Source organism: Vibrio sp. 10N.247.310.17 (genome assembly GCF_041466605.1).
Lineage (GTDB): Bacteria > Pseudomonadota > Gammaproteobacteria > Enterobacterales > Vibrionaceae > Vibrio > Vibrio tasmaniensis_A.
This window is the reverse complement of the sequence record NZ_JBFSTC010000026.1, coordinates 1-25,327: the sequence shown is the minus strand read 5'-3', so window position 1 is coordinate 25,327 and position 25,327 is coordinate 1. Positions and strand designations below refer to the sequence as shown.

The 25,327-nt window shown below is 42.9% G+C and carries 24 protein-coding genes and 1 pseudogene; 19 read left to right on the top strand and 6 right to left on the bottom strand.

Going from position 1 to position 25,327, the window contains the following annotated elements; all coding sequences use genetic code 11:
• Positions 1-548: 548 nt before the first annotated feature.
• On the bottom strand, positions 549-1,163 hold the full coding sequence (locus tag AB6D80_RS09825) for a toxin-antitoxin system YwqK family antitoxin (RefSeq protein ID WP_371708356.1): 615 nt from the start codon (positions 1,161-1,163) through the stop codon (positions 549-551).
• Positions 1,164-1,706: 543 nt separating this feature from the next.
• Here AB6D80_RS09825 and AB6D80_RS09820 point away from each other — a divergent pair.
• Positions 1,707-3,479 carry a sodium:solute symporter family transporter gene (locus tag AB6D80_RS09820; protein ID WP_371708357.1) on the top strand — a complete coding sequence of 591 codons (1,773 nt, stop codon included), beginning with the start codon at positions 1,707-1,709 and terminating at the stop codon, positions 3,477-3,479.
• Positions 3,480-3,715: 236 nt separating this feature from the next.
• Here the strand turns inward: AB6D80_RS09820 and AB6D80_RS09815 are convergent, their stop codons facing one another.
• Entirely contained in the window at positions 3,716-4,240 is a 525-nt protein-coding gene (locus AB6D80_RS09815; RefSeq protein WP_372188410.1) for a peptide-methionine (S)-S-oxide reductase, read from the bottom strand.
• A gap of 250 nt (positions 4,241-4,490) precedes the next feature.
• Between AB6D80_RS09815 and AB6D80_RS09810 the strand changes: the two genes are divergently transcribed.
• The 3 genes from AB6D80_RS09810 (at position 4,491) to tnaA (ending at position 9,482) form a co-directional block, all read left to right on the top strand.
• Complete coding sequence (locus AB6D80_RS09810) at positions 4,491-5,603, top strand: YcjF family protein (protein WP_372032206.1); 1,113 nt, start codon at positions 4,491-4,493, stop codon at positions 5,601-5,603.
• The gene (locus AB6D80_RS09805) at positions 5,590-7,266 is read left to right on the top strand and encodes a GTPase family protein (protein ID WP_372188408.1); all 1,677 of its coding nucleotides are present in this window, start codon (positions 5,590-5,592) and stop codon (positions 7,264-7,266) included. The genes AB6D80_RS09810 and AB6D80_RS09805 overlap by 14 nt, the downstream gene beginning before the upstream one ends.
• A 743-nt stretch (positions 7,267-8,009) precedes the next feature.
• Positions 8,010-9,482 carry a tryptophanase gene (tnaA, locus tag AB6D80_RS09800; RefSeq protein ID WP_372188406.1) on the top strand — a complete coding sequence of 491 codons (1,473 nt, stop codon included), beginning with the start codon at positions 8,010-8,012 and terminating at the stop codon, positions 9,480-9,482.
• 158 nt (positions 9,483-9,640) lie between these two features.
• Here the strand turns inward: tnaA and AB6D80_RS09795 are convergent, their stop codons facing one another.
• A complete protein-coding gene (locus tag AB6D80_RS09795; RefSeq protein WP_372188404.1) occupies positions 9,641-10,525 on the bottom strand; it encodes a LysR substrate-binding domain-containing protein in 885 nt (294 codons plus the stop codon).
• Positions 10,526-10,781: 256 nt separating this feature from the next.
• Here AB6D80_RS09795 and AB6D80_RS09790 point away from each other — a divergent pair, with 256 nt between their 5' ends.
• On the top strand, positions 10,782-11,021 hold the full coding sequence (locus AB6D80_RS09790) for a hypothetical protein (protein ID WP_009846538.1): 240 nt from the start codon (positions 10,782-10,784) through the stop codon (positions 11,019-11,021).
• 214 nt (positions 11,022-11,235) lie between these two features.
• On the top strand, positions 11,236-11,553 hold the full coding sequence (locus AB6D80_RS09785; RefSeq protein ID WP_009846539.1) for a Dabb family protein: 318 nt from the start codon (positions 11,236-11,238) through the stop codon (positions 11,551-11,553).
• Between the two features lie 92 nt (positions 11,554-11,645).
• Here the strand turns inward: AB6D80_RS09785 and AB6D80_RS09780 are convergent, their stop codons facing one another.
• On the bottom strand, positions 11,646-12,920 hold the full coding sequence (locus tag AB6D80_RS09780; protein WP_372188402.1) for a DUF3103 domain-containing protein: 1,275 nt from the start codon (positions 12,918-12,920) through the stop codon (positions 11,646-11,648).
• A gap of 474 nt (positions 12,921-13,394) precedes the next feature.
• Between AB6D80_RS09780 and AB6D80_RS09775 the strand changes: the two genes are divergently transcribed.
• The 12 genes and pseudogenes from AB6D80_RS09775 (at position 13,395) to AB6D80_RS09720 (ending at position 21,897) form a co-directional block, all read left to right on the top strand.
• Positions 13,395-13,871 carry a GNAT family N-acetyltransferase gene (locus tag AB6D80_RS09775; protein WP_009846548.1) on the top strand — a complete coding sequence of 159 codons (477 nt, stop codon included), beginning with the start codon at positions 13,395-13,397 and terminating at the stop codon, positions 13,869-13,871.
• Between the two features lie 95 nt (positions 13,872-13,966).
• Positions 13,967-14,443, top strand: coding sequence for a MazG-related protein (locus tag AB6D80_RS09770; RefSeq protein WP_372188400.1), 477 nt, complete (start codon positions 13,967-13,969; stop codon positions 14,441-14,443).
• A 29-nt stretch (positions 14,444-14,472) separates the two neighbouring features.
• Positions 14,473-14,853: an MmcQ/YjbR family DNA-binding protein gene (locus AB6D80_RS09765; RefSeq protein WP_372188398.1), complete on the top strand. Its 381-nt coding sequence runs from the start codon at positions 14,473-14,475 to the stop codon at positions 14,851-14,853.
• A 294-nt stretch (positions 14,854-15,147) separates the two neighbouring features.
• Positions 15,148-16,566: a DASS family sodium-coupled anion symporter gene (locus AB6D80_RS09760; RefSeq protein WP_372188396.1), complete on the top strand. Its 1,419-nt coding sequence runs from the start codon at positions 15,148-15,150 to the stop codon at positions 16,564-16,566.
• Positions 16,567-16,572: 6 nt separating this feature from the next.
• Positions 16,573-17,928: an ATP-binding protein gene (locus tag AB6D80_RS09755; RefSeq protein ID WP_065682212.1), complete on the top strand. Its 1,356-nt coding sequence runs from the start codon at positions 16,573-16,575 to the stop codon at positions 17,926-17,928.
• Positions 17,915-18,388 carry a response regulator gene (locus AB6D80_RS09750; protein WP_017062404.1) on the top strand — a complete coding sequence of 158 codons (474 nt, stop codon included), beginning with the start codon at positions 17,915-17,917 and terminating at the stop codon, positions 18,386-18,388. Before AB6D80_RS09755 ends, AB6D80_RS09750 begins: the two co-directional genes overlap by 14 nt.
• A 461-nt stretch (positions 18,389-18,849) precedes the next feature.
• Positions 18,850-19,350 (top strand): opioid growth factor receptor-related protein, encoded by a 501-nt coding sequence (locus AB6D80_RS09745; protein WP_371996271.1) that lies wholly within the window; start codon positions 18,850-18,852, stop codon positions 19,348-19,350.
• A 221-nt stretch (positions 19,351-19,571) separates the two neighbouring features.
• The gene (locus tag AB6D80_RS09740) at positions 19,572-19,805 is read left to right on the top strand and encodes a hypothetical protein (protein WP_012603767.1); all 234 of its coding nucleotides are present in this window, start codon (positions 19,572-19,574) and stop codon (positions 19,803-19,805) included.
• A gap of 74 nt (positions 19,806-19,879) precedes the next feature.
• Positions 19,880-20,347, top strand: coding sequence for a cold shock domain-containing protein (locus AB6D80_RS09735; RefSeq protein WP_012603768.1), 468 nt, complete (start codon positions 19,880-19,882; stop codon positions 20,345-20,347).
• Between the two features lie 46 nt (positions 20,348-20,393).
• Entirely contained in the window at positions 20,394-20,900 is a 507-nt protein-coding gene (locus tag AB6D80_RS09730; protein ID WP_009846557.1) for a GNAT family N-acetyltransferase, read from the top strand.
• Between the two features lie 85 nt (positions 20,901-20,985).
• Positions 20,986-21,417: pseudogene (locus AB6D80_RS09725) on the top strand (GNAT family N-acetyltransferase); the annotation flags it as partial.
• Positions 21,415-21,897, top strand: coding sequence for a tetratricopeptide repeat protein (locus AB6D80_RS09720; RefSeq protein WP_029222928.1), 483 nt, complete (start codon positions 21,415-21,417; stop codon positions 21,895-21,897). The pseudogene AB6D80_RS09725 and the gene AB6D80_RS09720, both read left to right, overlap by 3 nt.
• Positions 21,898-22,002: 105 nt before the next feature.
• Here AB6D80_RS09720 and AB6D80_RS09715 read toward each other — a convergent pair whose 3' ends face one another.
• A complete protein-coding gene (locus tag AB6D80_RS09715; RefSeq protein WP_009846559.1) occupies positions 22,003-23,031 on the bottom strand; it encodes a methionine synthase in 1,029 nt (342 codons plus the stop codon).
• 46 nt (positions 23,032-23,077) lie between these two features.
• Positions 23,078-24,055, bottom strand: coding sequence for a DUF1852 domain-containing protein (locus AB6D80_RS09710; protein ID WP_029222927.1), 978 nt, complete (start codon positions 24,053-24,055; stop codon positions 23,078-23,080).
• Positions 24,056-24,384: 329 nt separating this feature from the next.
• Here AB6D80_RS09710 and AB6D80_RS09705 point away from each other — a divergent pair, with 329 nt between their 5' ends.
• Positions 24,385-25,194 (top strand): sulfite exporter TauE/SafE family protein, encoded by an 810-nt coding sequence (locus AB6D80_RS09705; protein WP_371702332.1) that lies wholly within the window; start codon positions 24,385-24,387, stop codon positions 25,192-25,194.
• The last annotated feature ends 133 nt before the right edge of the window (positions 25,195-25,327 follow it).

Genomic DNA, 25,327 nt, shown 5'->3' with positions numbered 1-25,327 from the left:
TGGACTTGATAGGAATGAACAGGGTTCGAATGGTTACCCGTTGTTCTTATTAGCGACAAAGAAGAAATCGTTGAAGCGCTTGCGAAAGCATTTTGATTATTGCTCCCAACTATTCTAATTATAACTTCTGCTTTCGTTTAGAAAGGTAGGACATGGTAGTGAAGATCTGCCCTTGCGCTCATGTTGATACAGGCAACATGAGCGTTTTTTTGTCTGAAATTTGAGTTGAGGGTTATCTGGGGCATCTATCAAGACGATTAACGATTAAGCTTCTCGGTTGCTCACCGCACGTTCAAGTGAATCCGTTTGACCCACTACTGCAGTTGCACTTTTCAATGTATCAGGTACGAAGAGGTGGGGTTGATAGGTCGGTGAGGTTGATAGATAAGATCAACGTTATTCACGCTGAGATTACCTCTGAAAAGTAGCCTCATGACAATGCAGTCCGTTCTAGTAATATGCGATCAGGAAGAGCAGTGCTATGGGCCAATTATACAGGATTTAGGACAGTCTCAGTAAACTAGCCCTTAGCACAAACTTATACTGAACTAGCTTTCTGTCAGCATCCAAACTTGTTTAGACGTGATTTTGTGGTCTTTAAAGGTCAGTTCTTCAACCTTGTCTCCGTTAGTATTCCAGCGAGTGAGTTTCCCGTTTGCTACTTCGCCTTCATCAAATTTCGCTTGGCTGGCCTTATTGCCATTAGGGTAGTAGTCCGTTACCAATCCATCTTTTTGCCCGTCACTGAATTCGGCTGTTAGGCTTTGTTCGCCATTCGGATACCAGCGAGAGGCAACACCCGACAGCTCATTGTCTTTATAGCTGAGCTCAGCTTTTTTCTGACCGTTGGGGTACCAGGTTTCAGCCTTGCCTTGCAGTTTACCTTTAACGTAATTCACTTTAGAAGCGACTTGGCCATTCTGATACCAATTTGTTTCTAACCCAAGTTCTAGACCATCGGAAAATTGGGCTTTGGTCGCGATTTGGCCGTTATCGAACTTCTCTTCAAATTGGCCAGTAAATGGCTTTGAATGGTTGACTTGGTAAGCCACGCCTTTTCGCATCTGCAAATAGTCAACAACAACATCATCATTGCTGGTGGCTGCATAGCTCATAGAAGACATCGTACTAAGAGCAATTAAGATTGGGACGTATTTCTTCATAATGACACCTTTTTTAATGGACGGGGAAAGTGTAATCGGTGTGTTAAAAGCATTTCACTTCCGTGAAAGACTGTCAGCTTATATTAGTGGTTTTCAAGTTTTCATTATTGAGGTGGCAAGTTGCGGAACTTCGGAACGGTTCGGTTTTTATTTAGTTGTAGCTTCTAGTAATCATACAAAATAAACATTTTCACTTTGTTGGTAAGTGGAGTTTCTCTATTAATTTACCTTGTAGATGGCTCGTATATGACGTTAGCTTCTATGTTAGTTATTTGTCCTTTGTGTTTATTTTCTTACCTATCAGTATCTTAGTGTTTTATGGTTCTTGTCTTTGATGTTTGAACTGAAAATTAACGTTTGGGAGGTGTAAGTTTGATGCATCGTGTTGACTGTTGTTGCAAATTTGAACCCGATCACTTGTATGATTATTTAAGCCCTGGACTGTAAGATCACCGTCACGCATTTAAATTATTGTAGTACAAATGTGGTTGCCATCTATTTATAGTGACCTTAACAAAAAAACATGAATAAAAAGGTCTCAAGATGGAACTCAATACCCTGATAGTTGGCATCTACTTCCTATTCTTAATTGCGATAGGGTGGATGTTCCGAACGTTTACAAGTACGACAAGTGATTACTTCCGTGGGGGAGGTAATATGCTGTGGTGGATGGTAGGTGCAACCGCATTTATGACCCAGTTCAGTGCTTGGACATTTACTGGTGCAGCAGGTAAAGCTTTTACCGATGGTTTTGCCGTAGCGATTATCTTCATCGCGAACGCATTCGGTTACCTAATGAACTACCTTTACTTCGCTCCGAAGTTCCGCCAACTGCGCGTTGTGACGGTAATTGAGGCGATTCGTATGCGTTTTGGTAAGGTGAATGAGCAAGTATTTACTTGGTCTGGCATGCCAAACAGCGTTATCTCTGCTGGTATCTGGTTGAACGGCCTTGCGATCATCGCATCGGGTATCTTCGGCTTTGATATGACAACGACGATTGTCCTAACGGGTCTGGTTGTACTGGTAATGTCAGTAACAGGCGGCTCTTGGGCGGTTATCGCCTCTGACTTTATGCAGATGGTTATCATCATGGCGGTAACGGTAACGTGTGCTGTAGTAGCGGTCTACCACGGTGGCGGTGTCACGCAAATCATCAATGATTTCCCAACAGATTCATTCATTACGGGTGATAACCTTAACTACATGAGCATTTTCAGCATCTGGGCGGTGTTCATCTTCTTGAAGCAGTTCAGTATCACCAATAACATGCTGAACTCTTACCGTTACCTTGCAGCGAAAGACTCAAACAACGCACGTAAAGCAGCACTGCTTGCTTGTGTACTAATGACACTGGGTCCAATCATTTGGTTCATGCCTTCATGGTTCATGGCAGGTCAAGGTGTTGATTTAGCCGCTGCTTACCCAGAAGCTGGCAGCAAAGCCGCTGACTTCGCTTACCTTTACTTTGTTCAAGAGTACATGCCGGTTGGTATGGTTGGCCTTCTGATTGCCGCGATGTTTGCAGCAACAATGTCTTCAATGGACTCTGGTCTAAACCGTAACTCAGGTATTTTTGTTAAGAACTTCTACGAGCCGATTCTTCGCCCTAAAGCGACAGAGAAAGAGCTAATGGTTGTTTCTAAGCTAACGTCTACTTTCTTCGGTATCGCAATCATCTTGGTTGCTCTGTTCATCAATTCTCTTAAAGGTCTGAGCCTTTTCGACACCATGATGTACGTGGGCGCATTGATCGGCTTCCCTATGACGATTCCAGCATTCTGTGGCTTCTTCATCCGTAAAACACCGGATTGGGCAGGTTGGGGCACGCTAGTAGTCGGTGGTGTGGTTTCTTACTTCGTTGGTTTCGTTATCACAGCGGACATGATTCAAAACTGGTTCGGTCTAAACGAACTAACTGGCCGTGAGTGGGCTGATCTGAAAGTGGCTATCGGCCTTATCGGTCACATCGTATTTACTGCTGGCTTCTTCGTTCTTTCAACATTGTTCTACAAGCCATTACCGGAACACCGTGAGAAAGATGTCGACAAGTTCTTCAACAACCTAGCGACACCATTAGTTGCTGAGAGTAATGAACAGAAGAAACTGGATAACAAGCAACGTCGTATGTTGGGTTCACTTATCGCGGTAGCGGGTGTGGGCGTAATGACTATGTTCGTACTGCCAAACCCTATGTGGGGACGCATGGTATTCGTTCTGTGTGGTTTGATTGTGTTCTCTGTTGGTCTGTTACTTGTTAAAGCAGTCGATGACAAAGTCGAGCAACAAGACGAAGTGACTCCAGCCGAAGGCTAATTTCCTTCTAAATCAACGACTATAACTTTTTACAGCGGCTATCGATTGCGGTAGCCGTTCGTTTGAATAGCCAAAGTTTAATGTGATATGTACGGAGAGCTTTTGAAAATCACTCAATAAGCTTTCTGGCTTTAGCTCATACTGAAATAATTTAAAAAGCCCCAATAGGTAAATGCTTATTGGGGCTTTTTAGTGTTCTGTTTCTAGGCTCTAGGCTCAAGGCGTAACGTTTAAGTCTAGGATTTGTACTTATGCAGCAGATCCCAAGGGATATGGCACAAGTGGTGATCTTCAGGGAAGTGGCTTAGGTGATGCTGGTGGATATCATCACTCGCGACATAGTGAGTTAACGGCAATATCTCAAGTGCGATACGGTCGGCGTCGTCACGAGAGGCAATATAGTGCTTAGCTTCGGTTAAGTGTTCTGCGTTAGTACTGTAAACGCCTGTGCGGTATTTTTCTCCGACATCGACACCTTGTTTATTGACGCTGTAAGGGTCGATAATCTCAAACAAGTGTTTCATCAAAATCATTACAGACGTGACGCTTGGATCAAATTCAATTTGTACGCATTCTGCATAGCCATCGTAATCGCTTTGTGTGCCATTGCATTGCGTGCTATCGCATTGTGTCGTCCCGTTTTCTGTTAGCTGGGCGCTTCCATTGGCACGACCTGCTTCTGTGCTGATAACACCAGGAACGTACTTAATAAATTCCTGTACGCCCCATAAGCAACCGCCAGCTAAATAAATTTGTTCCATACTTACCTTTTACTTCTCTGTGTTTGTCGATGTTTGCTTATGTTTGTTCGATGCGTGAATCAATACGATGATACCCGCACGTATAAAAAAGCGCCTATAAAAAATGAGCGCGCAAATAAAAACAAGCATTTAGGTATTGTAAACCTGTGCGACTGAACAAACATAAGTTTAATATGATTTGTGATTATATAAGTCAGTATTGCTTTGTCATCAACTCGAATCTCAACATCAAGTGAGCGTTACTCTAAACATGTTTGATCAAATAAAAGACTTCATTAATCCGAGCAAGAACCCAGACTTGACTCAGGCCCATGAATACCAGCGTCAGCATCTGCCGACCTTGTGGCTGTTGGGGAAAACGGGGGCAGGTAAGTCATCGTTTATTCAGGCGGTGACTGGCGACTCTTCTGTTGAAGTTGGCAATGGTTTTGCGCCTTGTACCATGACGGCGATGTCTTATGAATTCCCACAAGACAAACCGGTGATGCGCTTTCTCGATACCAGAGGACTAAGCGAAGCGAATTATGATGCGAAAGAGGATCTGGAAGAGATTGGTCAGGCAGGTAATGCGTTAGTCGTTGTAATGAAAGCCGACGAACCTGAACAATCCTCAGTGCTTGCGGCTCTAAAGCAGATTAAGAAACAGAAGAAGATTAAACACTTGCTGCTTGTTCATACTGCAGTGTTGTTTTCCGGTGAAACAGATCGAGCAAGGCAGGTTCAGTTCAACACCAACCAAGTAGAGAAGGCTTGGGGTAAAGAGTTTGAATCGGTAGCGGTCGATTTCGAAACGGATGACTCGAGCAATAACAGTGGTTCAATTTACAACTATGACATCTTGTTAGAAAAGCTAACCAGTATTCTTCCTGTTATTGGAATGATGGTGCAAGACAAAGAGCATTCCACGCAAGAAGAAGCCAACTTTGATCAAGTAGAAAATGAAGTGCTTTGGTACGCAGGAAGTGCCGCCGCCAGTGACTTGATTCCGGGTGTTGGTTTGGTGTCGGTACCTGCGATTCAAGCGAAAATGCTACATAGTTTGGCGAATCAATATGGTGTCGAATGGAACAAGAGAGTCTTCAGTGAATTGATAGGCACTTTGGGAAGTAGCTTTGCGTTGCAATACGGAATGAAGCTGGGCACTCGACAACTGATAAAGTTGATTCCGGTTTATGGTCAAACGGTCGGCGCGGTTGCAGCAGCGGCCATGAGTTTCGGCACCAGCTATGGTTTAGGTCGTGCGGCCTGCTTTTACTTCTATCATAAGAACAAAGGCGAACAAGTCTCTGAACAAGAGATGCAAAAAATCTACAAAGAATCCCTGAAAAAAGGAAAGGCGGCGTCGGGCTATGAAGAAAATTAGAAACCTATTTCGATTACTGGCGGTGTTATCGAGCGGCCGCTGGGGCATTGCTCTGATTTCTGCCATCTTCCCAAGCATTATCATGATGGGTTTTGGTGTCTTCTTGGCGATTAAATACGGTTACCTACTCGAAATGTCGATTGCGATTGCCGTGAGTACCTTGGTGTTCACCATTCCTTTATTCATTTCTAGCCGCTCTTCACGCCGATCTTCAAGTACGGAGCCCTTCTCAAATAAAGAGAGCGACGGCCTTGGCGAGGGAAGTTCTGAATCTGATTCACAACATAACAAAGCTGATATCAACGATGTATTGGTTAAGGCTTCGACTGATTGGTCTCAAAAAGAACTGTCGATCTGGAATGATTCAAAACACCATGTACGCCAACAATTAATGGTCGACATAGAGTGGGGCAACCTAGACCAAACCGGTTTAGAAGTACTTGAGTTTGTGGCGAAAAAGTTTGATAAGAAATCGCTCGATTTCTCGATTCCTGAAGGGCTAAAACTCTTCGAAGAGGTCAGCCGACGCTACAAACTGGTAGTGCGAGAGCATATACCGGGCATTGAGTATCTCAAGGTTTCTTACATTAAGGCGGGCTACGAAGCCTATGATAAATATGGCGAGCTAGGGCAAAAGATCGTTAAGGCCGCTATTTGGGGGAATCACCTCAAAAACCTCTATTTGAACCCGCTAAAAGTTGTTTCTGATTTAGGGAGAGAGCAAGCGACATCTTCAATGACAAGAGGTGTGGTTGATGACATGCAATACGCCGCTAAACAAGCCTTATTAGATGAAGTGGCGGCGGTGGCGATTGATCTCTATAGCGGACGTTTCAGCATTGAAGATGAAGCACTTAAAGTGTCCGATGTTTCTGAACTCGACGAACAACGCTTTGCTCCTGAGTTAGAGCCTGTGCGAATCGTGCTGGTTGGGCAAACAAGTTCGGGTAAATCTTCACTTATCAACGCTCTTAAGCAAGAGCTGGTTGCCGAGGTCGATGTTCTACCATCAACCGATACATCAACCGTCTACAACGCGTTTGTCGACGATAATGATGTTCGCGTGGTTGATCTTCAAGGGCTTGATGGCAATCCTAAAACCGAAGCGCAGATGCTTAAAGAGATGACCCAAGCTGATGTGGTGCTGTGGGTACTTAAAGCCAATCAGTCTGCACGTGATTTGGATAAGCAGTTGAAAGATAGATTTGATGCTTTCTATGATGATCCTAAGAACATCTCACGCAAGAAGCCGATTGTGGTGTCAGTTGTGAATCAAGTAGATAGGTTAAAGCCTGTAGATGAGTGGCAACCGCCGTATGACTTAGAGAACCCAACATCAACCAAAGCAAAGATCATAGCTCAAGCGCTCGAATATAATCAAACATTGTTGCAGCCGGACATCGCTTTGCCGCTGGCGATTGCGCCAGAAAAGGTACAGTTTGGTTTAGATACTTTAAGGCAGACGTTGATTGAGCGTATCGCTGACGCAAATAACGTTCAGAGAAACCGCCAACGTTTAGAAGCCATGAAAAGAGGCACGTCGGTTAAAGGCCAACTGAATAAAGCAGTAAAAGTCGGTAAGAAGGTGGCACCAAGTGCGTTGAAAGCCGCGACTCCGAAGTTAGCTGAAATGGCGATTAAACAAGTGGTTAAGAAGAAGTAAGTCATTCACTGCGAATACGGTTCTGGTGAGGTTTGAGCCTCATCAGAGCTTGGCGTTTTTAGCTTAGTAGATTTCTAGAAGATAGCTTTTTAGAAAACAGCCATCTTCGCCTCTTATTAGAGAGATATTGAGTTCAAAAGAGATTCGATATTATTAAGTAACTCGTTGAACTAGTTTAATAGTATATAAACGGCTGTGATTCACAGTTTATATAACATGCTATCGTATTTAATTACCATTCCAAATTTTGATCACATTTATACTTTTCTAAGCTGTATTTATAAAACAATTGCACTATATTTAATTTTCGGTTCATCTTGATTTCAACGTAGGGATATATTGTGAACATGTATCTGAAATGGCAATCAACAACATGGCTAACCTTGTTAGCTTGGTATACCTTAGATCACCAGCTCTCGTTCCGCCTTTCTTCAGAGTAGTACCCTCTAGGCGTCACGCGCCAGCAAAGCAGCATGCTTTGTTTACCTATCAGCAGCTTTGATAACCTTTGAACGCATGAATATCGCACTTATTATTTCGTGCGGAATATTCGTTGTTTTGTCGTTCTCGCTAATTATCTCAGCCTCTGTTTAGGTTTGATTAATAAGTAATTTTTTAATTTTTATTTTCACTGTTAATTTTATGTGTGTATTTATACGGAACTAATAATTTAATGGTGAGGATTCGTGACATCTAAAGAAAATAGATTTCGACCTGATCGGAATGTATAGAAAGGTACTATTATGGAAAACTTCAAACATCTACCAGAACCGTTTCGTATTCGTGTTGTAGAACCAGTAAAAAGAACAACCTCTGCATATCGTGAGCAAGCCATTGTTGAAGCGGGCATGAACCCATTCTTACTGGATAGTGATGATGTGTTTATCGACTTACTGACAGACAGCGGTACAGGTTCTATCACCCAACGTATGCAAGCCGCGATGTTAATGGGGGATGAAGCGTACAGTGGTAGTCGCAGTTACTACGCATTGTCGAATGCGGTTAAGGATATCTTCGGTTACGAGTTGACGATTCCAACACACCAAGGGCGCGGCGCAGAGCAGATCTACATTCCTGTTCTTATCAAGAAGCGTGAAATGGAGAAAGGACTCGATCGCAGCAAAATGGTCGCCCTGTCTAACTACTTCTTCGATACAACACAAGGTCACACCCAAGTGAATTGCTGTGTGGCAAAGAACGTTTATACCAAAGAAGCGTTCGATACCTCTGTGAATGCGGACTTCAAAGGCAACTTCGATGTAGTGAAGCTGGAAGAAGCGATTTTAGAAGCGGGCGCGGCCAATGTTCCTTACATTGTGAGTACCATTACTTGTAACTCTGCTGGTGGACAGCCAGTGTCTATCGCCAATCTAAAAGCCGTTTATGAAATCGCACAGAAGTACGATATCCCAGTAATTATGGATTCTGCACGCTACGCTGAAAATGCTTATTTCATTCAGCAGCGTGAAGTCGGTTATCAAGATTGGACAATCGAACAGATCACGCGTGAGTCTTACAAATACGCGGATGGCTTAGCCATGTCTGCCAAGAAAGATGCCATGGTACAAATGGGCGGCTTGTTGTGCTTTAAAGACGACTCTTTCATGGATGTGTACACAGAGTGTCGAACCTTGTGTGTCGTGCAAGAAGGCTTCCCAACCTATGGTGGCTTAGAAGGCGGTGCAATGGAGCGTTTGGCGGTTGGCCTTTATGACGGTATGCGTCAAGACTGGTTGGAATACCGAATTGGTCAGGTTCAATACCTTGTTGATGGCTTAGAAGCGATGGGTATCGTGTGTCAGCAAGCAGGGGGGCATGCTGCGTTTGTGGATGCGGGTAAATTGCTACCTCATATTCCGGCTAGTCAGTTTCCCGCACATGCTTTGGCGTGTGAACTGTACAAAGTGGCGGGCATTAGAGCGGTTGAGATTGGTTCTTTACTGCAAGGCCGCGACCCAGCAACCGGTGAACAACACCCATGTCCTGCTGAGTTGTTGCGCCTTACCATTCCTCGCGCGACCTACACACAAACACACATGGACTTCATTATCGAAGCATTCGAAAAAGTGAAAGAGAATGCAGGACAAGTGAAAGGGCTCGATTTTACCTACGAACCGCCAGTGTTAAGACACTTCACTGCGCGCTTGAAAGAGGTTGAAACCGTTGAAAAACAAACCGAAAAAAAGAACGAACAAACGCTCGAAGAAGCATTTTAAAATAAAAACATAAGCGAATAGTCACTAGAACCCTAATCAAAGGCTCCCTCGGGAGCCTTTTCTTTATTGGATGATAGGGGAGTTATGTCGTTAAGCAGCTAAGCCTTTACGCTTTTAAGCTCTTAACCCGTTAATCATTTAGGCCTTTAGATGTTGAACTACGCTTGTTTGTTTTTTAGGGTGGATTTCAACATTTGGAATAGCCACTGATTCAAAGGTGCATCTTTTTGCGAACGACGGCAGCTCATCACATAACCCACATCGATCGTCAGTTTTTCGGGTAAATCAATACTACGACAGCCTTCTGGTACGCTGCCATTGAGGGTGATACCAAAATAGTCGGATTTGAACACAACATCGTGAATCATCGCAGGATGATCGACTTCCACTCTTGGGTTTACGTGAAATCCGATATTTCTAAGGCGATCAAGGATCGGGTATTTATTGTCATTCCATCCCGGGGTTTTAAATAGAATGATTGGGTAGTTGGCGAGCGATTCAAAGTCTTTCGCTGGATGATCCTCTCTCACGAAGAACACCACTTTTCCTTTGCCGAATTCCATTTGAGAAATTGACTGTGGCAAGGTTTCATCAAAGTAATGAACCGCAATGGATTCCTCACCGTCGATGAGCCTGTTCCTCACATTGCTTCCCCACCGAACGAATGAGTAGTGAGCATGCGGGGCTTCTTTACTCAGAGCAAAGTAGAGCTTCGAACCAAAACGCTCCCAGAACAGGGTATTCGCGTAGATTTTGATATCGCCTTGGTAAGTTTCTGGCGAGAACACTTGGTGTGTTATGGCTTCAACGCTGCTCAGGATCTTCTCAAAGTTTTCGATGTTGGTTTCAACAAAAGTCGTGGGTTCAAACCCGTGTTTGGTTTGAATGAACAGTGGATCATCGAGCTGTAACTTTAACTTCGAAAGGTTCTTGCTGATCGCACCGGAGGTTTTGCCTAGCGACTCGGCAACCAATCCAACATTGCGAAGTTCATACATACGCTTGATTACGAGGATATTTTGAATGTCTAGATTGATGTCCACAGGCTCTCCAAATGAATCCTTTTATAGGCAGTAATCTCGGCGCGGCAGGCGTACTGAGATTATGTGACTCTAATATCATAGTGCCAATAAAAATCCCATAAGACAGCACCGCGTCAGAACTTCGCTAATCCCTTGATTTTCCATTTGGTAAATCTTGCTTTTCCTCGAGTCGCTATCACTCAAGCGCTAAAGTTACCCCAACAAAGAAACACAGATATCAAACGAACAAATAATTAAAAATAATATGAGGTGATGTATGAACAAGTTTATCGCACTAGGCTTGATGGCTCTTTCAATGAACACAGCTTTCGCTGCTGACGGAACTTATACCGGTACTATCGACATGGCAACGAGCGAAGCTAATCAAGTAAAGGCTGAGCGTGTTGAATCTGACTTAACACTTGAAGGAAGAAATGAAGCGTCTAACGGCGGAATCCAATTCCAAAAGAACGTAGATCAAGACCAAACGATCCAGCTTACAGGTCGTCGTGATTAACGTTAAAGATGTGCTTACCATTGTCATGAGAAATGCTGCGCCTTCGGGTGCAGCATTTTTCGTTATTGGGTTGTGGAGTATTTTATAAACTCTAGCGATCTAGCCTTGGCATGTTGTGTAACGTGTGGCATTTTGTTGTTCTCTAATTTAGATCGCTATTGGGTGTTGGTTAAGCATTACAAACCAGTAAGCGAACGACTCGAAAGGACAAGGAATGACTCAAAAAGAAACGGGAATGATTCGTCATATTCTACTGATTAAGTTTAAAGAAAACGCTGAGGCTTCAGAGGTTCAAAAACTAAAGATGCTGTTTGAAGCGATGCCAAACAAGGTTGAAGGGGTCACTTCAGTAGAATGGGGATTAAATGACAGCCCTGAAAACAAGAATCAAGGTTATACCCACTCGGTGTTAATGACGTTCGCCGATGAAGAAGGCCGCCAGAATTACCTTCCGCACCCTGAGCATGATGCGCTGAAAGATGTGTTTCGTCCGCTTTTAGAAGACATCATTGTGTTTGATTACTCCCTGTAATTAGGTTCTGAGTAGGTCTCTTGTGTTTGACTTAGCTTCGATAATGAAGAGTTAGGGCCTAGCGATTAAGCCCTAACTGAATAAGAAACGACTTACTCTGTAGGCGAAATCGTTACTGGTGCAAACGATGCGACAGCATTTCCGCCAGCGCCCGGACGGTCTACATAAGGCGTGTTTTGCATTAAGGTGTAGTACACGTCCACGAAGTCGTCATCATTCACTAATACGCCATCAGGAATCACATCGATAATCTTGCCTGTGATCTGAGGGATGATCGCATAACCCTGAACTTCTGGATCAGGAATCATCTTCAGTATCTCTTCTGCGGCTTGAACCAAGAGTTTTGCTAGCGCTTTATAATCTGTTCCATCATAGTGTTCCATTAAGACCATGTCTGCAGCGCCCCAACGGTAGCGAGGCCAGAAGATGACGGTCTGGTTCGGGTAGTACGTTTGTTTGTCGTAGTCCAGATAAGGCATCTCAACGAGGTCGATCTGGGGCTCTAAACGACTTGAATCGACACCCGTCACGATAGCGTAGATTTCCGCTTTACCAGAGATCCAAGGTTCTTGGTCGACGGCTAAACGGATTTTGGTTAATTGTGTGGTATTCAACGGCTCAGGTTCCGACAAGGCCATCGAGCGACGAGCCCTGTTCATCAAAGACGATTTTTGAGGTTTACTCTCGTCGGCATTGGTATCGCTAACGGCATTGATTTGCGTTGTAGTACCCAGCTTTTGCATCTCTGCCTGCATCGCCATTAAGCCTGCTTTGAGCTCTTCAGCACCGTTACTATCAACCACAAACACTGGGACGTCTGGCATTTGGTACACGTCTAGTTCGTGAACCTGCCCATACACATCATAGGCTTCGATGTATTGCCAGTTTGAATCATCGCCTGATGGTTCAAATGCAAACAGCGGGTTTTCACCATTCTTCCAAGCTTCGATCATCGCTTCATCAGCCATGCGAAGCTCTAACACAGAGTCGCTAAAATCTTCAATACCTTTCATTTTACGATAGCTTAGGTCAGCTTCTTCCATCTCGTAAGAAAATGCAGAATAAGCTTGAGAAGCGCCAAGTGTGTCGAGTGTGTCGAGTGAGGTTGATGGGTGTCTCTCTGTGATCTGATCTTTTAATTGGATCTCAAGGTCGGAATAACGCTCGCTGATTTGCAAAGCCAAAGATTGTTTTTGCGCAGCACTGCTCTTTGTAATAGATGTGGGCTCTGAAATAAAGTGCGGCTCTGAAATAGAGAGTGGATCTACGGGAGAGATTGAGTTTGCTGTGTCGATATTATTTGCATAAGACTGGAAGCCAACCACTGTCGTTGCAAGCGCCATACTGATAGAAAAAGATAGTCTCATATATAACCCTTATTCGAATTCTTATATCGATAGAGTTTTTACTCTACAGCTCTAATCTATCAGTAACCTGAATGGGTTTGAAGTCAATCAGTGGTTTTTGTTTTGTTTTGTAGCTCAATTTTGCCTGCGGGCTAATCCTTTAGTTTCTCCGGTATTATCACAGTACAAGTGAAAATTGCGTTCTAACAAGAATCTACGTTTAGAAGAAGGCAGTATAAAATTGCTCCCTATTTGGTTTTTCAATCAAGGGAGCAAGTGCAACTTTGTTGTGTCTGTAGCCTAGGGATGTTGCAAATTGAGATCCATGATTGAGCTTGGTAAACGCCAAGTGTTGTTTGTCGGGCTTATACTTTATAGTTTCATAACACGTTCTGTGTCGAAGGAATAAGTGGAACCTCTCGTAAGGGGTGACATGAGTTTTATGAGCCGACGAACTGACATGAAATAGATGTATGTGATGAATTAAGGACAATTATGCCGGATATCTCCCTCCAACTTGAACTTGCCAGCACTGCCGATATCCAACAGCTGCAGAAGTCTGCACTCAGCGCATTTGCAGACGATGTGGAAAAATACGGTGCGTTCCCGCCAAACATAGAATCAACAGAGTGGTTCCAAGCTGAGGTTAGTAAAGGCAACTTTTATAAAGTGCTGTACAACAGCGACTATGCTGGGGCAATTTGCGTAGAGTGTGGTGAGCAGAGCAGTATTGAGATCCGATATTTCTACATTGATGTTCAGTATCAAAATAAACATATTGGCTCTCAAGCCATGAGCCTTATTGAACACCAGTATTCGCATATCGCAAACTGGACTTTGTTCACCCCTTATCAGTCCTACAGAAACCACCATTTCTACGAAAAGTTAGGCTATATCAAAGTCGGTGAAGTTCAGCCAGACCAATCAGATGATTTCAAGTTGTTTGAATATTCAAAGAGCCATTTAAGTTGAAATAGCGGCATTACAAACGTACACGGCACCTATAACTGATGATTGCTGCTCAGTTAGATGTTTTGGTATAGGGAAAATTCAGCTAAGGGAATTAGATGAGTGAAAAAGTGAAAGTAGCGCTGAAGTGGCTCAAAGAGCTCTTGGATGCCGAGGGTGTTGAGTATCAAATTGTCGGAGGGCTAGCTGCAACGATACATGGTGGTAGTCGTGAAATCGCAGACATAGACCTTTATATCCACAACTTTGACGCAAACAAGGTTTTGGCTCGCGTATCGCAATTCATATCTAAGCCGTTAATTCACTATGCAGAATACGGTTGGGATCTCGAGTATTTCCAGTTAGTTTACCAAGACCAAAAAATTGAAATTGGTTTATCTCATAATACGAAGATACAGTCGGCTCTAGATGGATCTTGGCATCAACTCGAAATCGATTTTTCAGAGTCAGTCAGTAAAAGCTATCTCGGTATCGAATTGCCAGTAATCCCAGTTCATCATTTAGTAGAGTACAAGCGAATATTAGGTAGGGAAGTCGATCTAATTGACATACAAGAACTGACGTTAGACATTTAATCCGAGGTTGTGTGCATAAGGAAATGAGTATGAATTACGATGAGTTTAACCATTTTTGCGAGACATTTACTGGGACGAGTCATGTCGTTCAATGGGGCAATTCAGATGTCTGGAAGGTGGGTGGTAAAGTCTTTGCCATTGGTGGTTGGAGTGATGGCAAAAAAGCGGCATTTACTTTTAAGACATCCAACTTAAATTACGATTTTCTCAGTGATTGTGAGGGTTATAAACCGGCTCCGTACTTTGCTAACCGTGGGATGAAATGGATACAGCAAGTTGAAACTTCAGGTCAATTAGACGATGACCTTAAGTATTACTTGTCTGAGTCTTATCGTATTGTTGCTAGTGGTTTAAGTAAACGTAAACAACGAGAGTTGGGCATAGAACACCTATCTGAACCACGCACGTAAATGCTTCAAGGTAGATTTCGGCGTTGACGTAATACTTTTTAATCTTTATCGACAGGCCAGTAGCCCTATGGAAGATCCTGACGACGAGATTAATCAAGTTATATGCAACAGTAAATGACATACAAACGTAGAGGTAGCGCACAGAAACGAAAACGGGGATATCGCGATTACATAATCATTGATCTAGCCGATAGTGAGATAGTGATAAGAGTTCGATAATTCGTTGTCGGATCTAAATTAGAACTTTAAATCTAATTTCTAAGTAGTTGTTATCTCAGGAAGAGTTTTTGTGCTATGCGCCCCTATATTAAATACATTATCCCTATTTTAATTCCTTTCATTATCCTCGTAATGCCGCTATCAGCGTTTCCATTTGAAGGCCTTACGATTATTCAACAACGCGTTATTGCGATCTTTTTATTAGCGGCATTGTGCTGGGTGTTCGAGCCTATCCCGATTTACGCGACGTCTGTTGTTATTATCGTTCTGCAATTATTGATGTTGTCGGATAAAGGGCTGATCTTTTTAAGGTTTGAGCATGGGGAAGAACATTTTGGTGAGCTGTTAAAATACAGCGATATCATGGCGACATTCGCCAGCCCAATCATCATGCTGTTTTTAGGTGGTTTTTTCTTAGCGATGGCCGCCACTAAATATCGATTAGACGTAAACTTAGCTCGTGTGTTATTGAAGCCATTCGGACAAGACCCAAAGTTTGTGATGCTCGGCTTAATGCTGATCACTGGTATCTTTTCGATGTTTATGTCTAACACGGCAACAACGGCAATGATGCTATCTATTTTAACGCCGGTATTGGCTGTGTTTGGTCCGAAAGATCCCGGTCGTGTAGCGTTTGCGCTTTGTATCCCTGTCGCCGCTAACATCGGTGGCATTGGTACCCCGATCGGCACCCCGCCGAACGCTATCGCACTTAAATATTTAGTTGGTGATAACCTCATTACGTTCGGTGAATGGATGGCATTTGGTGTGCCGTTTGTCGTTATTATGATGGCGTTAGCGTGGTTTTTAATCGGCTTTATGTACAAAGCTGACCAAAAGAAAATCGAGCTAAGCATCAAAGGTAAATTCCTTAAAACGCCCAAAGCCATTGCGGTATACGTCACTTTTGCACTGACCATCATTCTTTGGTTAATGGGCTCAAGCCATGGCATGAACTCTTATACTGTCGCTCTTATTCCTGTCGCTGTGTTCTCACTCACAGGGATCATCAATAAAGAAGACCTGAAAAAGATTTCTTGGGACGTACTGTGGCTTGTATCTGGTGGTATTGCACTTGGTTTAGCTCTCGATAAAACTGGCTTAGCAAGGCTCGTGGTACACAGCATTCCGTTTGATGCTTACTCACCCTATGTGGTGTTGTTCGGAGCGGCGTTCTTGTGTTTGGTAATGGCAAACTTTATGTCTCATACCGCAACGGCTAACTTGTTAATGCCAATTATGGCTGCATTAGGTTCGTCTATGGCTTCACTCACGCCACTCGGCGGTGAATTGACGTTAATTCTTGTTGTGACTTTTGCCGCTTCATTAGGTATGTCGCTGCCAATCAGTACGCCACCGAATGCGTTGGCTCATGCCACGGGTCATGTGCAAAGTAATCAAATGGCCAGAATCGGTATTATTTTAGGTGTGGTTGGTGTGCTATTGAGCTTTGTTATGGTGTGGCTGCTACATTCAATTGGTCACATAGGATAACGATACGTGTATCAACAAAAGCTAGAAGCACTTATCGATCGTTATTTTAATCAGACAGAACGTCGGGTGACGTGCCGTGCCGGTAACACCATTATTGAACAATCAGCGTTAAACACTCGTTTATATTATGTGTTTAGTGGAGAACTAGAAGGGTTTTATTCCGAAGCGAATACACCGCAAGTGCGAGTGTTTAGCGCGGGTAGTGGGGCTTTTATTGGCGTTCATAGCTTCTTTTCAGGTAATTGGACAGCATCTTCAACGGTTGTTGCTAAAACCGATGTTGAGTTAGCGTGGATCGATAAAGACACGCCGGCAGAAGATGAACGTAACTTTGGCCCTCTTACCGCACAGTTCACACCTGTGATCGTCAACGAGTTGTCGCGTCGTCAACGCCGTGCAACACAAGAAGCGATAGCGAAACAAAAAGCGCTAGAGAAGTTACATACTGCTGAGCAAATGACGACCTTGGGTCAATTGGCTGCAGGGATTGCTCATGAGCTTAACAACGCTATTGGTGTAGTAAATAGTAAATCTGGCCGACTTGAAACGGTCATCATGGATCTGCTTGAAGAAGTGCATCCAGAAGCCAGTCAATTTTTCGATTTTGGGTTAATGCATGGTCAGAAAACGTCGTCGTCAGAAGCGCGAACACGTGGGCGACAATTTGAAAGAAAATATGGTTTAGACAAAAACATTGCTCGCTCTCTTGCAAAGGCGATTCCAATTGACGCTTTATCTGCAACAGACGTTATTTCAAAACATTGGCTGAAAAACCCAGAAGAAGCGATTCGTTTTTGGCAGATGGGCTGTGATTTACATGATTTACGTTTGGCATCTAGACACACCGTTGGCATCGTAAAATCGGTTAAACAACTTGGCAGAGTTGATATTGACACCGAAGAAGCGGTTGATATTAACGACTCCATTAACCATGCCTTGTCGTTGTTACAAAGTGAGTTACGTAGAGTATCTGTGCGATTGAGCCCTGCAGATTTGCCGACTTTTAAAGGCTCGAAAACAGAGCTCGTTCAGATTTGGGTCAACATTGTAAAGAATGCTTGCGATGCAATGTCGAATTCAGACGATGCTGCAATCGAAATTCAAACCAGATTAAGTAAGAAAAGAATATTAGTTACGATCACGAATAACGGCCCTGAGATAGACGAGGTGACTCGTAGAAAGGTATTTCAGCCCAACTTCACCACTAAAAAAGGTGGTTTATCGTTTGGATTGGGCTTGGGTTTATCAATAGTTAAGCGGATTGTGGCGGGTTATGGCGGAAGTATTATTGTGAAAAGTGATGCTTCTAAAACTGTATTTAGAATCAAGTTACCAGTAGAGGGTGAACATGGAGAAGCTTAATTTAATCTGTGTCGATGACCAGAGAGAAGTACTGAGCGCAGTGGTACAAGATTTAGAGCCGCTGGCGAGTTGGCTGAATATTGAAGATTGTGAATCAGCACAAGAAGTGCTTGATCTCATTGATGAACTTGACGCAGAAGGCGAACACATTACCGTCATCGTGTCTGATCATGTGATGCCAGGGAAAACGGGTGTGGAGTTACTCACTGAAGTGTTCCATGACAGCCGCTTTCCGAATACAAAGAAAATTCTTCTTACGGGGCAGGCCACTCACACCGATACCATCAATGCGATTAATGCAGCAGGCATCGACCGTTACTTTGAAAAGCCTTGGCAAGCAAGCACGTTAGTTGAATGCATTCGTACTCTTGTCACTGAGTACATATTTGATCAAGGGCTTGATTACACGGACTATCAGAATGAGCTTGACCAGCAGGTTGTGTTGAGACGCTTACGCTAGTTATTTATGTTAGCGACTTACGCTAGTCACTAATGTCAGTCGCTTGAAATTATATGCACCGAAGGACGCTTTCTGAAGGGTTTTGTCTTTGAAAGATGTAATCTTTCGGTGCATATATTACCTATCTCTTTTAGTCGTTCAGGTTTTAGTACTCAGTTATTAACACACTGGTTGCTGGCTTAAGTCTAAAACTCATGCGCTACGCCAACACCAACAGATGCATTGTATTTTCTTCACGAACTATTCCCTGAACATATTACAGAGCTAAAATGCGTCGCAGGGTATCAGTGTCGTCTGTTAGAACAGTGAGTTGGAAGTATTAACAAGTATTCCTAACGTGCGGTATTTGGCGTTCGAAGTCAGATCGGTGCTTACAACGTAAAGGACTAGGTTTTTCAAGGTTTACTGCGTAATAATGCATTCGCCCACAAGTGGGGGGTTATAGTCAGTAGGATTTAAAAATGAGTGAGATTGCTCGCTTTATATCTGGTGAAGTGCCAGACAAATTTGGTCGTAATATTGAACAGTTGTTAGCTTACAATCACTTTTGGTTGGAGCACGACCATAAGTACATCCAAGTGTTTTTCCCAATCGATGAAGGGACTAAGTTTAATCAACATGCCCCGTTGGTTACTCAAGAAGACAGGGCGATTTTTGCTAATTCAGAAGACCTTCGCACTGCACATCTACAAGTGCTTGACCTGATGCTTGAGTTTTGGGGCATGCAGCGAGAGGGTATCGAAATATCTTCGTTGTTACCGCTTAGCCCCGCAAATCATGTATGGCTTAAAAACCATGATCATAACCAACTAAGGTTAACGCGAGCTATTCGTAGTTTATATTTGTTAGGCAATGAGGAAGTTGCGACCAACTTATGTGGCTTCTTGATCGCATCAGCGAACGAAACCGGTTCTGTCTCTGATAAAACGGTGCAATATTGGCGTAATGCGTTAAATGGTTAGAAGTCCGCAATAGCCAGTGGGATTATCGATTTTCAGCACGTGGCAGTAGCAATAGATTTGATGGTCGCTGGCATTTAACTAATGGCCCGTGTAAAGGCACTTGGTTTATAGAAAAAGCCAACGACATGTAGGGCTATAAACGCATTATATACTTGGAATAACTTAAACAATATCCACGCGCATGTGTACGATTTAGTTTAAACGTATAGATAGGGAAACCCATGAGGATTGTGATTTTTATCGCTACAGTGATTTTAGTTAAATCAATTGAAGCAAAGTTTGGACACACCTATAACATCTTTTCAGATCCACTTGATATCAAGTTAGCCGCTCTTGATTTTGTCTTGTGGGTTTCAGTCTACTTTGGTTTATCTCTTGTTTATGAGAAGGGCAAAGGCATCCTGACTAAAATGGGTAAAGTTAAGAGTCCATCGAGTAATTTGCCCCCACATTAAGCTGTCATAATGTAATCTGCATATTGTTGGTGATATGAGTCAAGAGTTGAAAGCGGTTTGAAGAAGGGATAGCTATGAATGGAAAAATTGTTCGATGGGTTGATGAGAGGGGTTTTGGATTCATCAACTCAGATGAATTAAAGGGCGATATTTTTGTTCATATATCCAAATTTCGAAAGGGTTATCGTTCTCCAAAAGTGGGAGATAGCGTTGAATTTCAACTATCACATAGTTCTTCTAAACTCAGCGCTTCGAGTGCTCAGTTAGTTGGTATAGAACCACTCAAATCCAATCCTTTATCACTTATTTTGTCTGCACTTATCGTTGGTCTTATAGGGGCAGCTTTTTATCTTTTTTTGTTAGAGCCAAAGTTAAATCCGGCATATGAGAGTATGGGTTTTAGCTGCCAAGGAAAAATGTACTGCAGTGAGATGTTATCTTGTGATGAAGCAAAGTTTTATTTGGCAAACTGTCCCAATGTGAAAATAGATGGTGATCGTGATGGTATTCCTTGCGAGAGTCAGTTCTGCAGTCACTATTGATGCCTGTTTACTAGTCATTCAAAATAGACAACTAAAAGGACATTACATGGAAATCAGAGTAGGGACATTACCTGATATTGCAGGCATCACCGATATCTTCAACTTTTATATTGAACATACCAATGCGCGCTTTGAAGAAGAGAAGTTGTCGTTGGAAAATCGCCAGCAGTGGTTTTCTCAATTTTCTAGTCAAAGTAAATATCAACTTTATGTCGCGACAGAAGGTGATGCGTTATTAGGCTTCGCGTGTTCTCAGCAATACCGGGTTATGTCGGCATTTGAAGATACCGCAGAGGTCACTATTTATCTTGCGACAGAAGCTCAAGGTAAAGGCTTAGGCTCTAAGCTTTATTCTCAGCTATTTGCATCGATTAGTGATTATGGTGTTCACCGCGTACTCTCAGGTGTTGCTTTACCTAATGAGGCTTCAATAGCACTTCATAAACGTTTTGGATTTCGAGAAGTCGGAGTGTTCAATGAATATGCGAAGAAAAACGGTCAATACATCAGTTCAATGTGGTTAGAGAAGGCGTTAACCAAGGAACCAGATTGATTAGGATGGTTTAAACACGATGCAATACTCTTGGTACTTAAATTACGTATTGCTCAATGTTTGATTTAGAAACAAAGGACACAATATGGAAGTAAGGTTAGTCAAAGGTTCCGATCCTAAGTTCGCTGAATCGATCACTAAAACGAATATGGCGAGTTACTACCAAGCTCGTGGCATCGCTTGGGGTCATAGTCAGTTTTTACGTAGCTGGGATGAACTGGATAACTATGAAGTTTATTTAGGGGATAGCCGTATTGGTGTTATTCGCTTCAGTTACACTAGTGATACAACTTTTCTTAGGGACTTGCAGATATTAGCTGAATATCAAGGTAGAGGCTTTGGTTCTAAGTGTCTCGATTTAGCTATTGAACATGCGAATAATCAATCATCGGCTCAGTTAGTGTTGCGAGTGTTCAGTGAGAACCCCGCCATTAAGCTTTATCAATCAAAAGGTTTTACTCAGTTGTCTGAAGTGAAAGGACTCGTTGAAATGGAACTGATTTTAGGAAGAACTATGGACACCATTATCAAACAAGCAATCGAATTGCGAAAAGAAGAGAAGTACCAAGAGTCACGTGACTTGTTGGCAACGCTACTCACTGATGAAAATTATGCCGCGAAAGCGCACTTGCAGATCGCGTGGTCTTACGATAATCAAGGTAAAGAGCGACAGGCGATTGAGCACTATGTGCTATCTCTGTCTGGCGTGCTTTCTTCAGTAGAGCGTTTTGATGCGCTGTTCGGTTTGGCGAGTACTTATCGAAGCCTTGGTCTTTATGCAGAGGCTTTAGGCTATTTCGAACAGACTATGGCTGAGTATCCTGACTCGATAGAAGTGAAACCTTTCTACGCAATGTGTTTGTACAATTTAGGTCGCCATAAAGAGGCGACGTCGCTATTACTTGAGCTTTTGGTATCTACGACTAATAGCGATGCGATTAAAGAGTACCAACGCGCGATCTCTTTATATGCTCAAGACTTAGATAAAACTTGGTAAGCCGCTGCTTATAAAAATCATGTACTAATATAGAAAAAGCCTAAGCATCAATAGGATACTTAGGCTTCAAGAATTCGGTTTTAGTTTTGGTTTGAGTTTAAACCGTTACTCTGAAAGTTCTTTACGAACGATCTCTGCGCCAGCGCTTAGCGCATTGAGCTTAGCTGAGGCAATTTCACGAGGAAGGGGAGCCATGCCGCAGTTGGTGCACGGGTAGAGCTTATCGGCATCAACATACTTCAGTGTTTCTCGTAGAGTGTCGGCAACTTCTTCTGGTGTTTCAATTGAATTGGTTGCAACATCGATAGCACCGACCATCACTTTCTTACCTCGAACGAGCTCAAGCAATTCAACCGGAACATGAGAGTTATGACACTCTAATGAGATGATATCGATATTCGATTGCTGAAGCTTAGGAAATACCTCTTCGTATTGGCGCCACTCGGTACCTAGTGTCTTTTTCCAATCCGTATTTGCTTTGATGCCGTAGCCATAACAAATATGGACTGCAGTTTCACACTTAAGCCCTTCAATGGCTCTTTCTAAACAAGCAATACCCCAATCGTTCACGTCATCAAAAAATACGTTAAACGCAGGCTCATCGAACTGAATAATATCAACACCAGCAGCTTCTAACTCTTTTGCTTCTTCGTTAAGGATTTTTGCGAACTCCCATGCTAGCTTTTCACGGCTTTGGTAATGCGCGTCGTAAAGCGTATCTATCATGGTCATTGGCCCCGGTAGAGCCCACTTAATTGGTTGATCCGTTTGCTGGCGTAAGAACTTAGCATCTTCGACAAAAACCGATTTTTGACGAGAAACAGGGCCAACGACTGTTGGTACACTCGCATCGTAACGGTCGCGAATTTTAACGGTTTCACGCTTCTCAAAATCCACGCCATTCAAGTGTTCAATGAAGGTTGTTACAAAGTGCTGACGTGTCTGTTCGCCGTCACTCACAATATCAATACCGGCTTGTTGCTGGTCTTGAAGAGAGACACGTAGCGCGTCTTGTTTGCCGTCGGTTAATTCGTCGCCTTCCAGTTTCCATGGAGACCAAAGTGTCTCTGGCTGTGCTAGCCAAGATGGCTTAGGTAAGCTGCCTGCTGTTGAAGTCGGTAATAATGTTTTCATAATTTATACTGCCTATCCTTGGTGATTTAAGAGCGTAATTGCTCGATTAAAGCGCGTAGTTGGCAGACCAGTTCTCTAGAACTGACTGGTATGGCTTAATGAAAGTCTCTTCTGCGAATTTACCTTGTTCGATAGCTAATTTGCTTCGTTCTTCTCGGTCATACACGATTTGAGTTAGCGAGTGATCCAAGTTTTTCAAGTTTGGTTGGTAGCAGTTACCTGCAACCGCATTCGCGTTGTAAATCTCAGGACGGTAGATTTTTTGGAATGTACCCATGGTGCTGATGGTGCTGATAAGTTCTAGGTTTGAGTAATCGTTCAGTAGATCACCAAAGAAATAGAAAGCTAGAGGTGCAACACTGTTTGGCGGCATGAAGTAACGAACCTGTAAGCCCATCTTCTTAAAATATTGTTCAGTTAAAGAAGACTCATTTGGTTGGTATTCAAAACCTAATACTGGGTGTTGGTTTTCAGTACGGTAATAGGTTTTATTATCTGACACGCTTAAGCAAATAACAGGTGGTTTATTAAAGTTCTTTTTGTAAGCGTCAGAGTTAACGAAATATTTAAAAAGCTTGCCGTGTAAATCCCCAAAATCTTCCGGAATGCTGAATTTCTCTTGGCCTTTATTATGATCCAATAGACGTACGCTAAAGTCATAATCTCGAACATAAGAAGAGAAGTTATTTCCGATAATGCCTTCAATACGCTCGTTGGTTTTACGGTCTAGAATATTGGTTTTCAGTACTTCAATGGAAGGGAATGCTTCGCCGTTGCTTTCAATGTCCATATCAACAGAAATGATTTCAAGCTCTACAGAGTAACGATCGCCCTTTGGGTTGTCCCAGTGTGCTAATGCGTTGAAACTGTTGTCAATCATCTGCAGTGCATTGCGCAAGTTTGCTTGGCGGCTGTCACCACGCGCTAAGTTAGCGAAGTTGGTGGTGATACGTGTGCTGTCCGCAGGTTGATAGTTCTCGTCGAGGCTAATGCTCTTAATTGTAAAATTAAATTCTGTATTCATGTTGTTCTGATATCCCAATCTGTAGTCTGACTTTCTCGGTCTTTAGAATTAAAATTGCATTTATTTTTGCTTGTGACCGGATTAATAGTTGAAGGCAATACTGTATGAAAAAATTAATACGGTATTAAGTTAATCGCTTGGTATTTTTATACTTGGTTCGATAAATGATTAACAATGGTATTCTTTCACAATCAACATGAGGAATATTCATGATCTATTATGTTTGAAAATATTAGGTGGTGTCAGTTATATTAATTGGCTTGATGGAAATATAACCACATTAATAGTGTGTTATTTAAGACAATTAATTTAATTAAGAGATGGACGAAATGAGTGAGTTGCTGTTGTTGATTTTATACTGTGCATTATTAGGCAGTGGTGTTGGTTTTCTTGCCGGGCTTTTGGGGATTGGCGGGGGGCTTATCATTGTACCTGTGTTAAGCAGCATTTTACTTCACTTAGAAGTTTTACCTGCTGACCAAGTGGTCGTTGCAGCGATTGCGACTTCCTTGGCATCAATTTTGTTTACCTCAACTTCCTCTGCGCTTGCTCACCACAAAAATGGAAACGTGCCTTGGGATTTGGCACCTTGGATCATGTTGGGTGTTGCTCTGGGTGCATTGATTAGTGGTTTTATGGCGGCTCTTTTACCGGAAAAAGTGGTTCGTATTGTGTTTGCCGTGAGTGTGGTTCTTATTGCGATCAAGATGTTCTTAAGCAGCAAAAATGACGCGCCTAAAGAACGAAAGCTACCGAACAAGGGCGTACTAACGGTTCTTACAACTATTACGGGCGGCTTGTCAGCCATGATAGGCATTGGTGGTGGGGCATTGCTGGTTCCACTATTGACGTTCTTCTCTGTCGATATGAAAAAGGCGATTGGTTGTGCGTCGGCTTGTGGCATTGTTATCGCGTTGTTTGGCTCGATAGGTTACATCAGTTCAGGCAGCAGCCACTTTGCTCTAACAGACGGTTTTGCTGGCTTTGTTTATTTGCCTGCACTGCTGGGCATCGTGTGCACATCTTGGTTTACAGCTCCGCTAGGCGCAAAAGCAACTAACCATTTACCGGTTCCAACGATTAAGAAGATCTTCTCAGTACTGTTGGTGGTTATTGCAGCCAGCATGGTTGCTCGTTAATTAAAGAATTCAGTAACCTGTAACTGAATCAGTTTCTTTATTCATTAGACATTTAGGTGCGAAAAAATGCATGTAAATGGGCTTTGTTGCGTAATTCAATGGAACTAAATCAAGAACCTACGATCTGATCAGC

Coding starts and splice junctions, on each gene's coding strand:
- AB6D80_RS09805 (WP_372188408.1), top strand. CDS start 5,590: ATGAAGAAAATTAGAAACCTATTTCGATTACTGGCGGTGTTATCGAGC.
- AB6D80_RS09745 (WP_371996271.1), top strand. CDS start 18,850: ATGAGTGAGATTGCTCGCTTTATATCTGGTGAAGTGCCAGACAAATTT.
- AB6D80_RS09810 (WP_372032206.1), top strand. CDS start 4,491: ATGTTTGATCAAATAAAAGACTTCATTAATCCGAGCAAGAACCCAGAC.
- AB6D80_RS09780 (WP_372188402.1), bottom strand. CDS start 12,920: ATGAGACTATCTTTTTCTATCAGTATGGCGCTTGCAACGACAGTGGTT.
- AB6D80_RS09730 (WP_009846557.1), top strand. CDS start 20,394: ATGGAAATCAGAGTAGGGACATTACCTGATATTGCAGGCATCACCGAT.
- AB6D80_RS09715 (WP_009846559.1), bottom strand. CDS start 23,031: ATGAAAACATTATTACCGACTTCAACAGCAGGCAGCTTACCTAAGCCA.
- AB6D80_RS09820 (WP_371708357.1), top strand. CDS start 1,707: ATGGAACTCAATACCCTGATAGTTGGCATCTACTTCCTATTCTTAATT.
- AB6D80_RS09705 (WP_371702332.1), top strand. CDS start 24,385: ATGAGTGAGTTGCTGTTGTTGATTTTATACTGTGCATTATTAGGCAGT.
- AB6D80_RS09815 (WP_372188410.1), bottom strand. CDS start 4,240: ATGGAACAAATTTATTTAGCTGGCGGTTGCTTATGGGGCGTACAGGAA.
- AB6D80_RS09735 (WP_012603768.1), top strand. CDS start 19,880: ATGAATGGAAAAATTGTTCGATGGGTTGATGAGAGGGGTTTTGGATTC.
- AB6D80_RS09825 (WP_371708356.1), bottom strand. CDS start 1,163: ATGAAGAAATACGTCCCAATCTTAATTGCTCTTAGTACGATGTCTTCT.
- tnaA (WP_372188406.1), top strand. CDS start 8,010: ATGGAAAACTTCAAACATCTACCAGAACCGTTTCGTATTCGTGTTGTA.
- AB6D80_RS09790 (WP_009846538.1), top strand. CDS start 10,782: ATGAACAAGTTTATCGCACTAGGCTTGATGGCTCTTTCAATGAACACA.
- AB6D80_RS09785 (WP_009846539.1), top strand. CDS start 11,236: ATGACTCAAAAAGAAACGGGAATGATTCGTCATATTCTACTGATTAAG.
- AB6D80_RS09765 (WP_372188398.1), top strand. CDS start 14,473: ATGAATTACGATGAGTTTAACCATTTTTGCGAGACATTTACTGGGACG.
- AB6D80_RS09710 (WP_029222927.1), bottom strand. CDS start 24,055: ATGAATACAGAATTTAATTTTACAATTAAGAGCATTAGCCTCGACGAG.
- AB6D80_RS09770 (WP_372188400.1), top strand. CDS start 13,967: ATGAGTGAAAAAGTGAAAGTAGCGCTGAAGTGGCTCAAAGAGCTCTTG.
- AB6D80_RS09750 (WP_017062404.1), top strand. CDS start 17,915: ATGGAGAAGCTTAATTTAATCTGTGTCGATGACCAGAGAGAAGTACTG.
- AB6D80_RS09740 (WP_012603767.1), top strand. CDS start 19,572: ATGAGGATTGTGATTTTTATCGCTACAGTGATTTTAGTTAAATCAATT.
- AB6D80_RS09720 (WP_029222928.1), top strand. CDS start 21,415: ATGGACACCATTATCAAACAAGCAATCGAATTGCGAAAAGAAGAGAAG.
- AB6D80_RS09775 (WP_009846548.1), top strand. CDS start 13,395: ATGCCGGATATCTCCCTCCAACTTGAACTTGCCAGCACTGCCGATATC.
- AB6D80_RS09760 (WP_372188396.1), top strand. CDS start 15,148: ATGCGCCCCTATATTAAATACATTATCCCTATTTTAATTCCTTTCATT.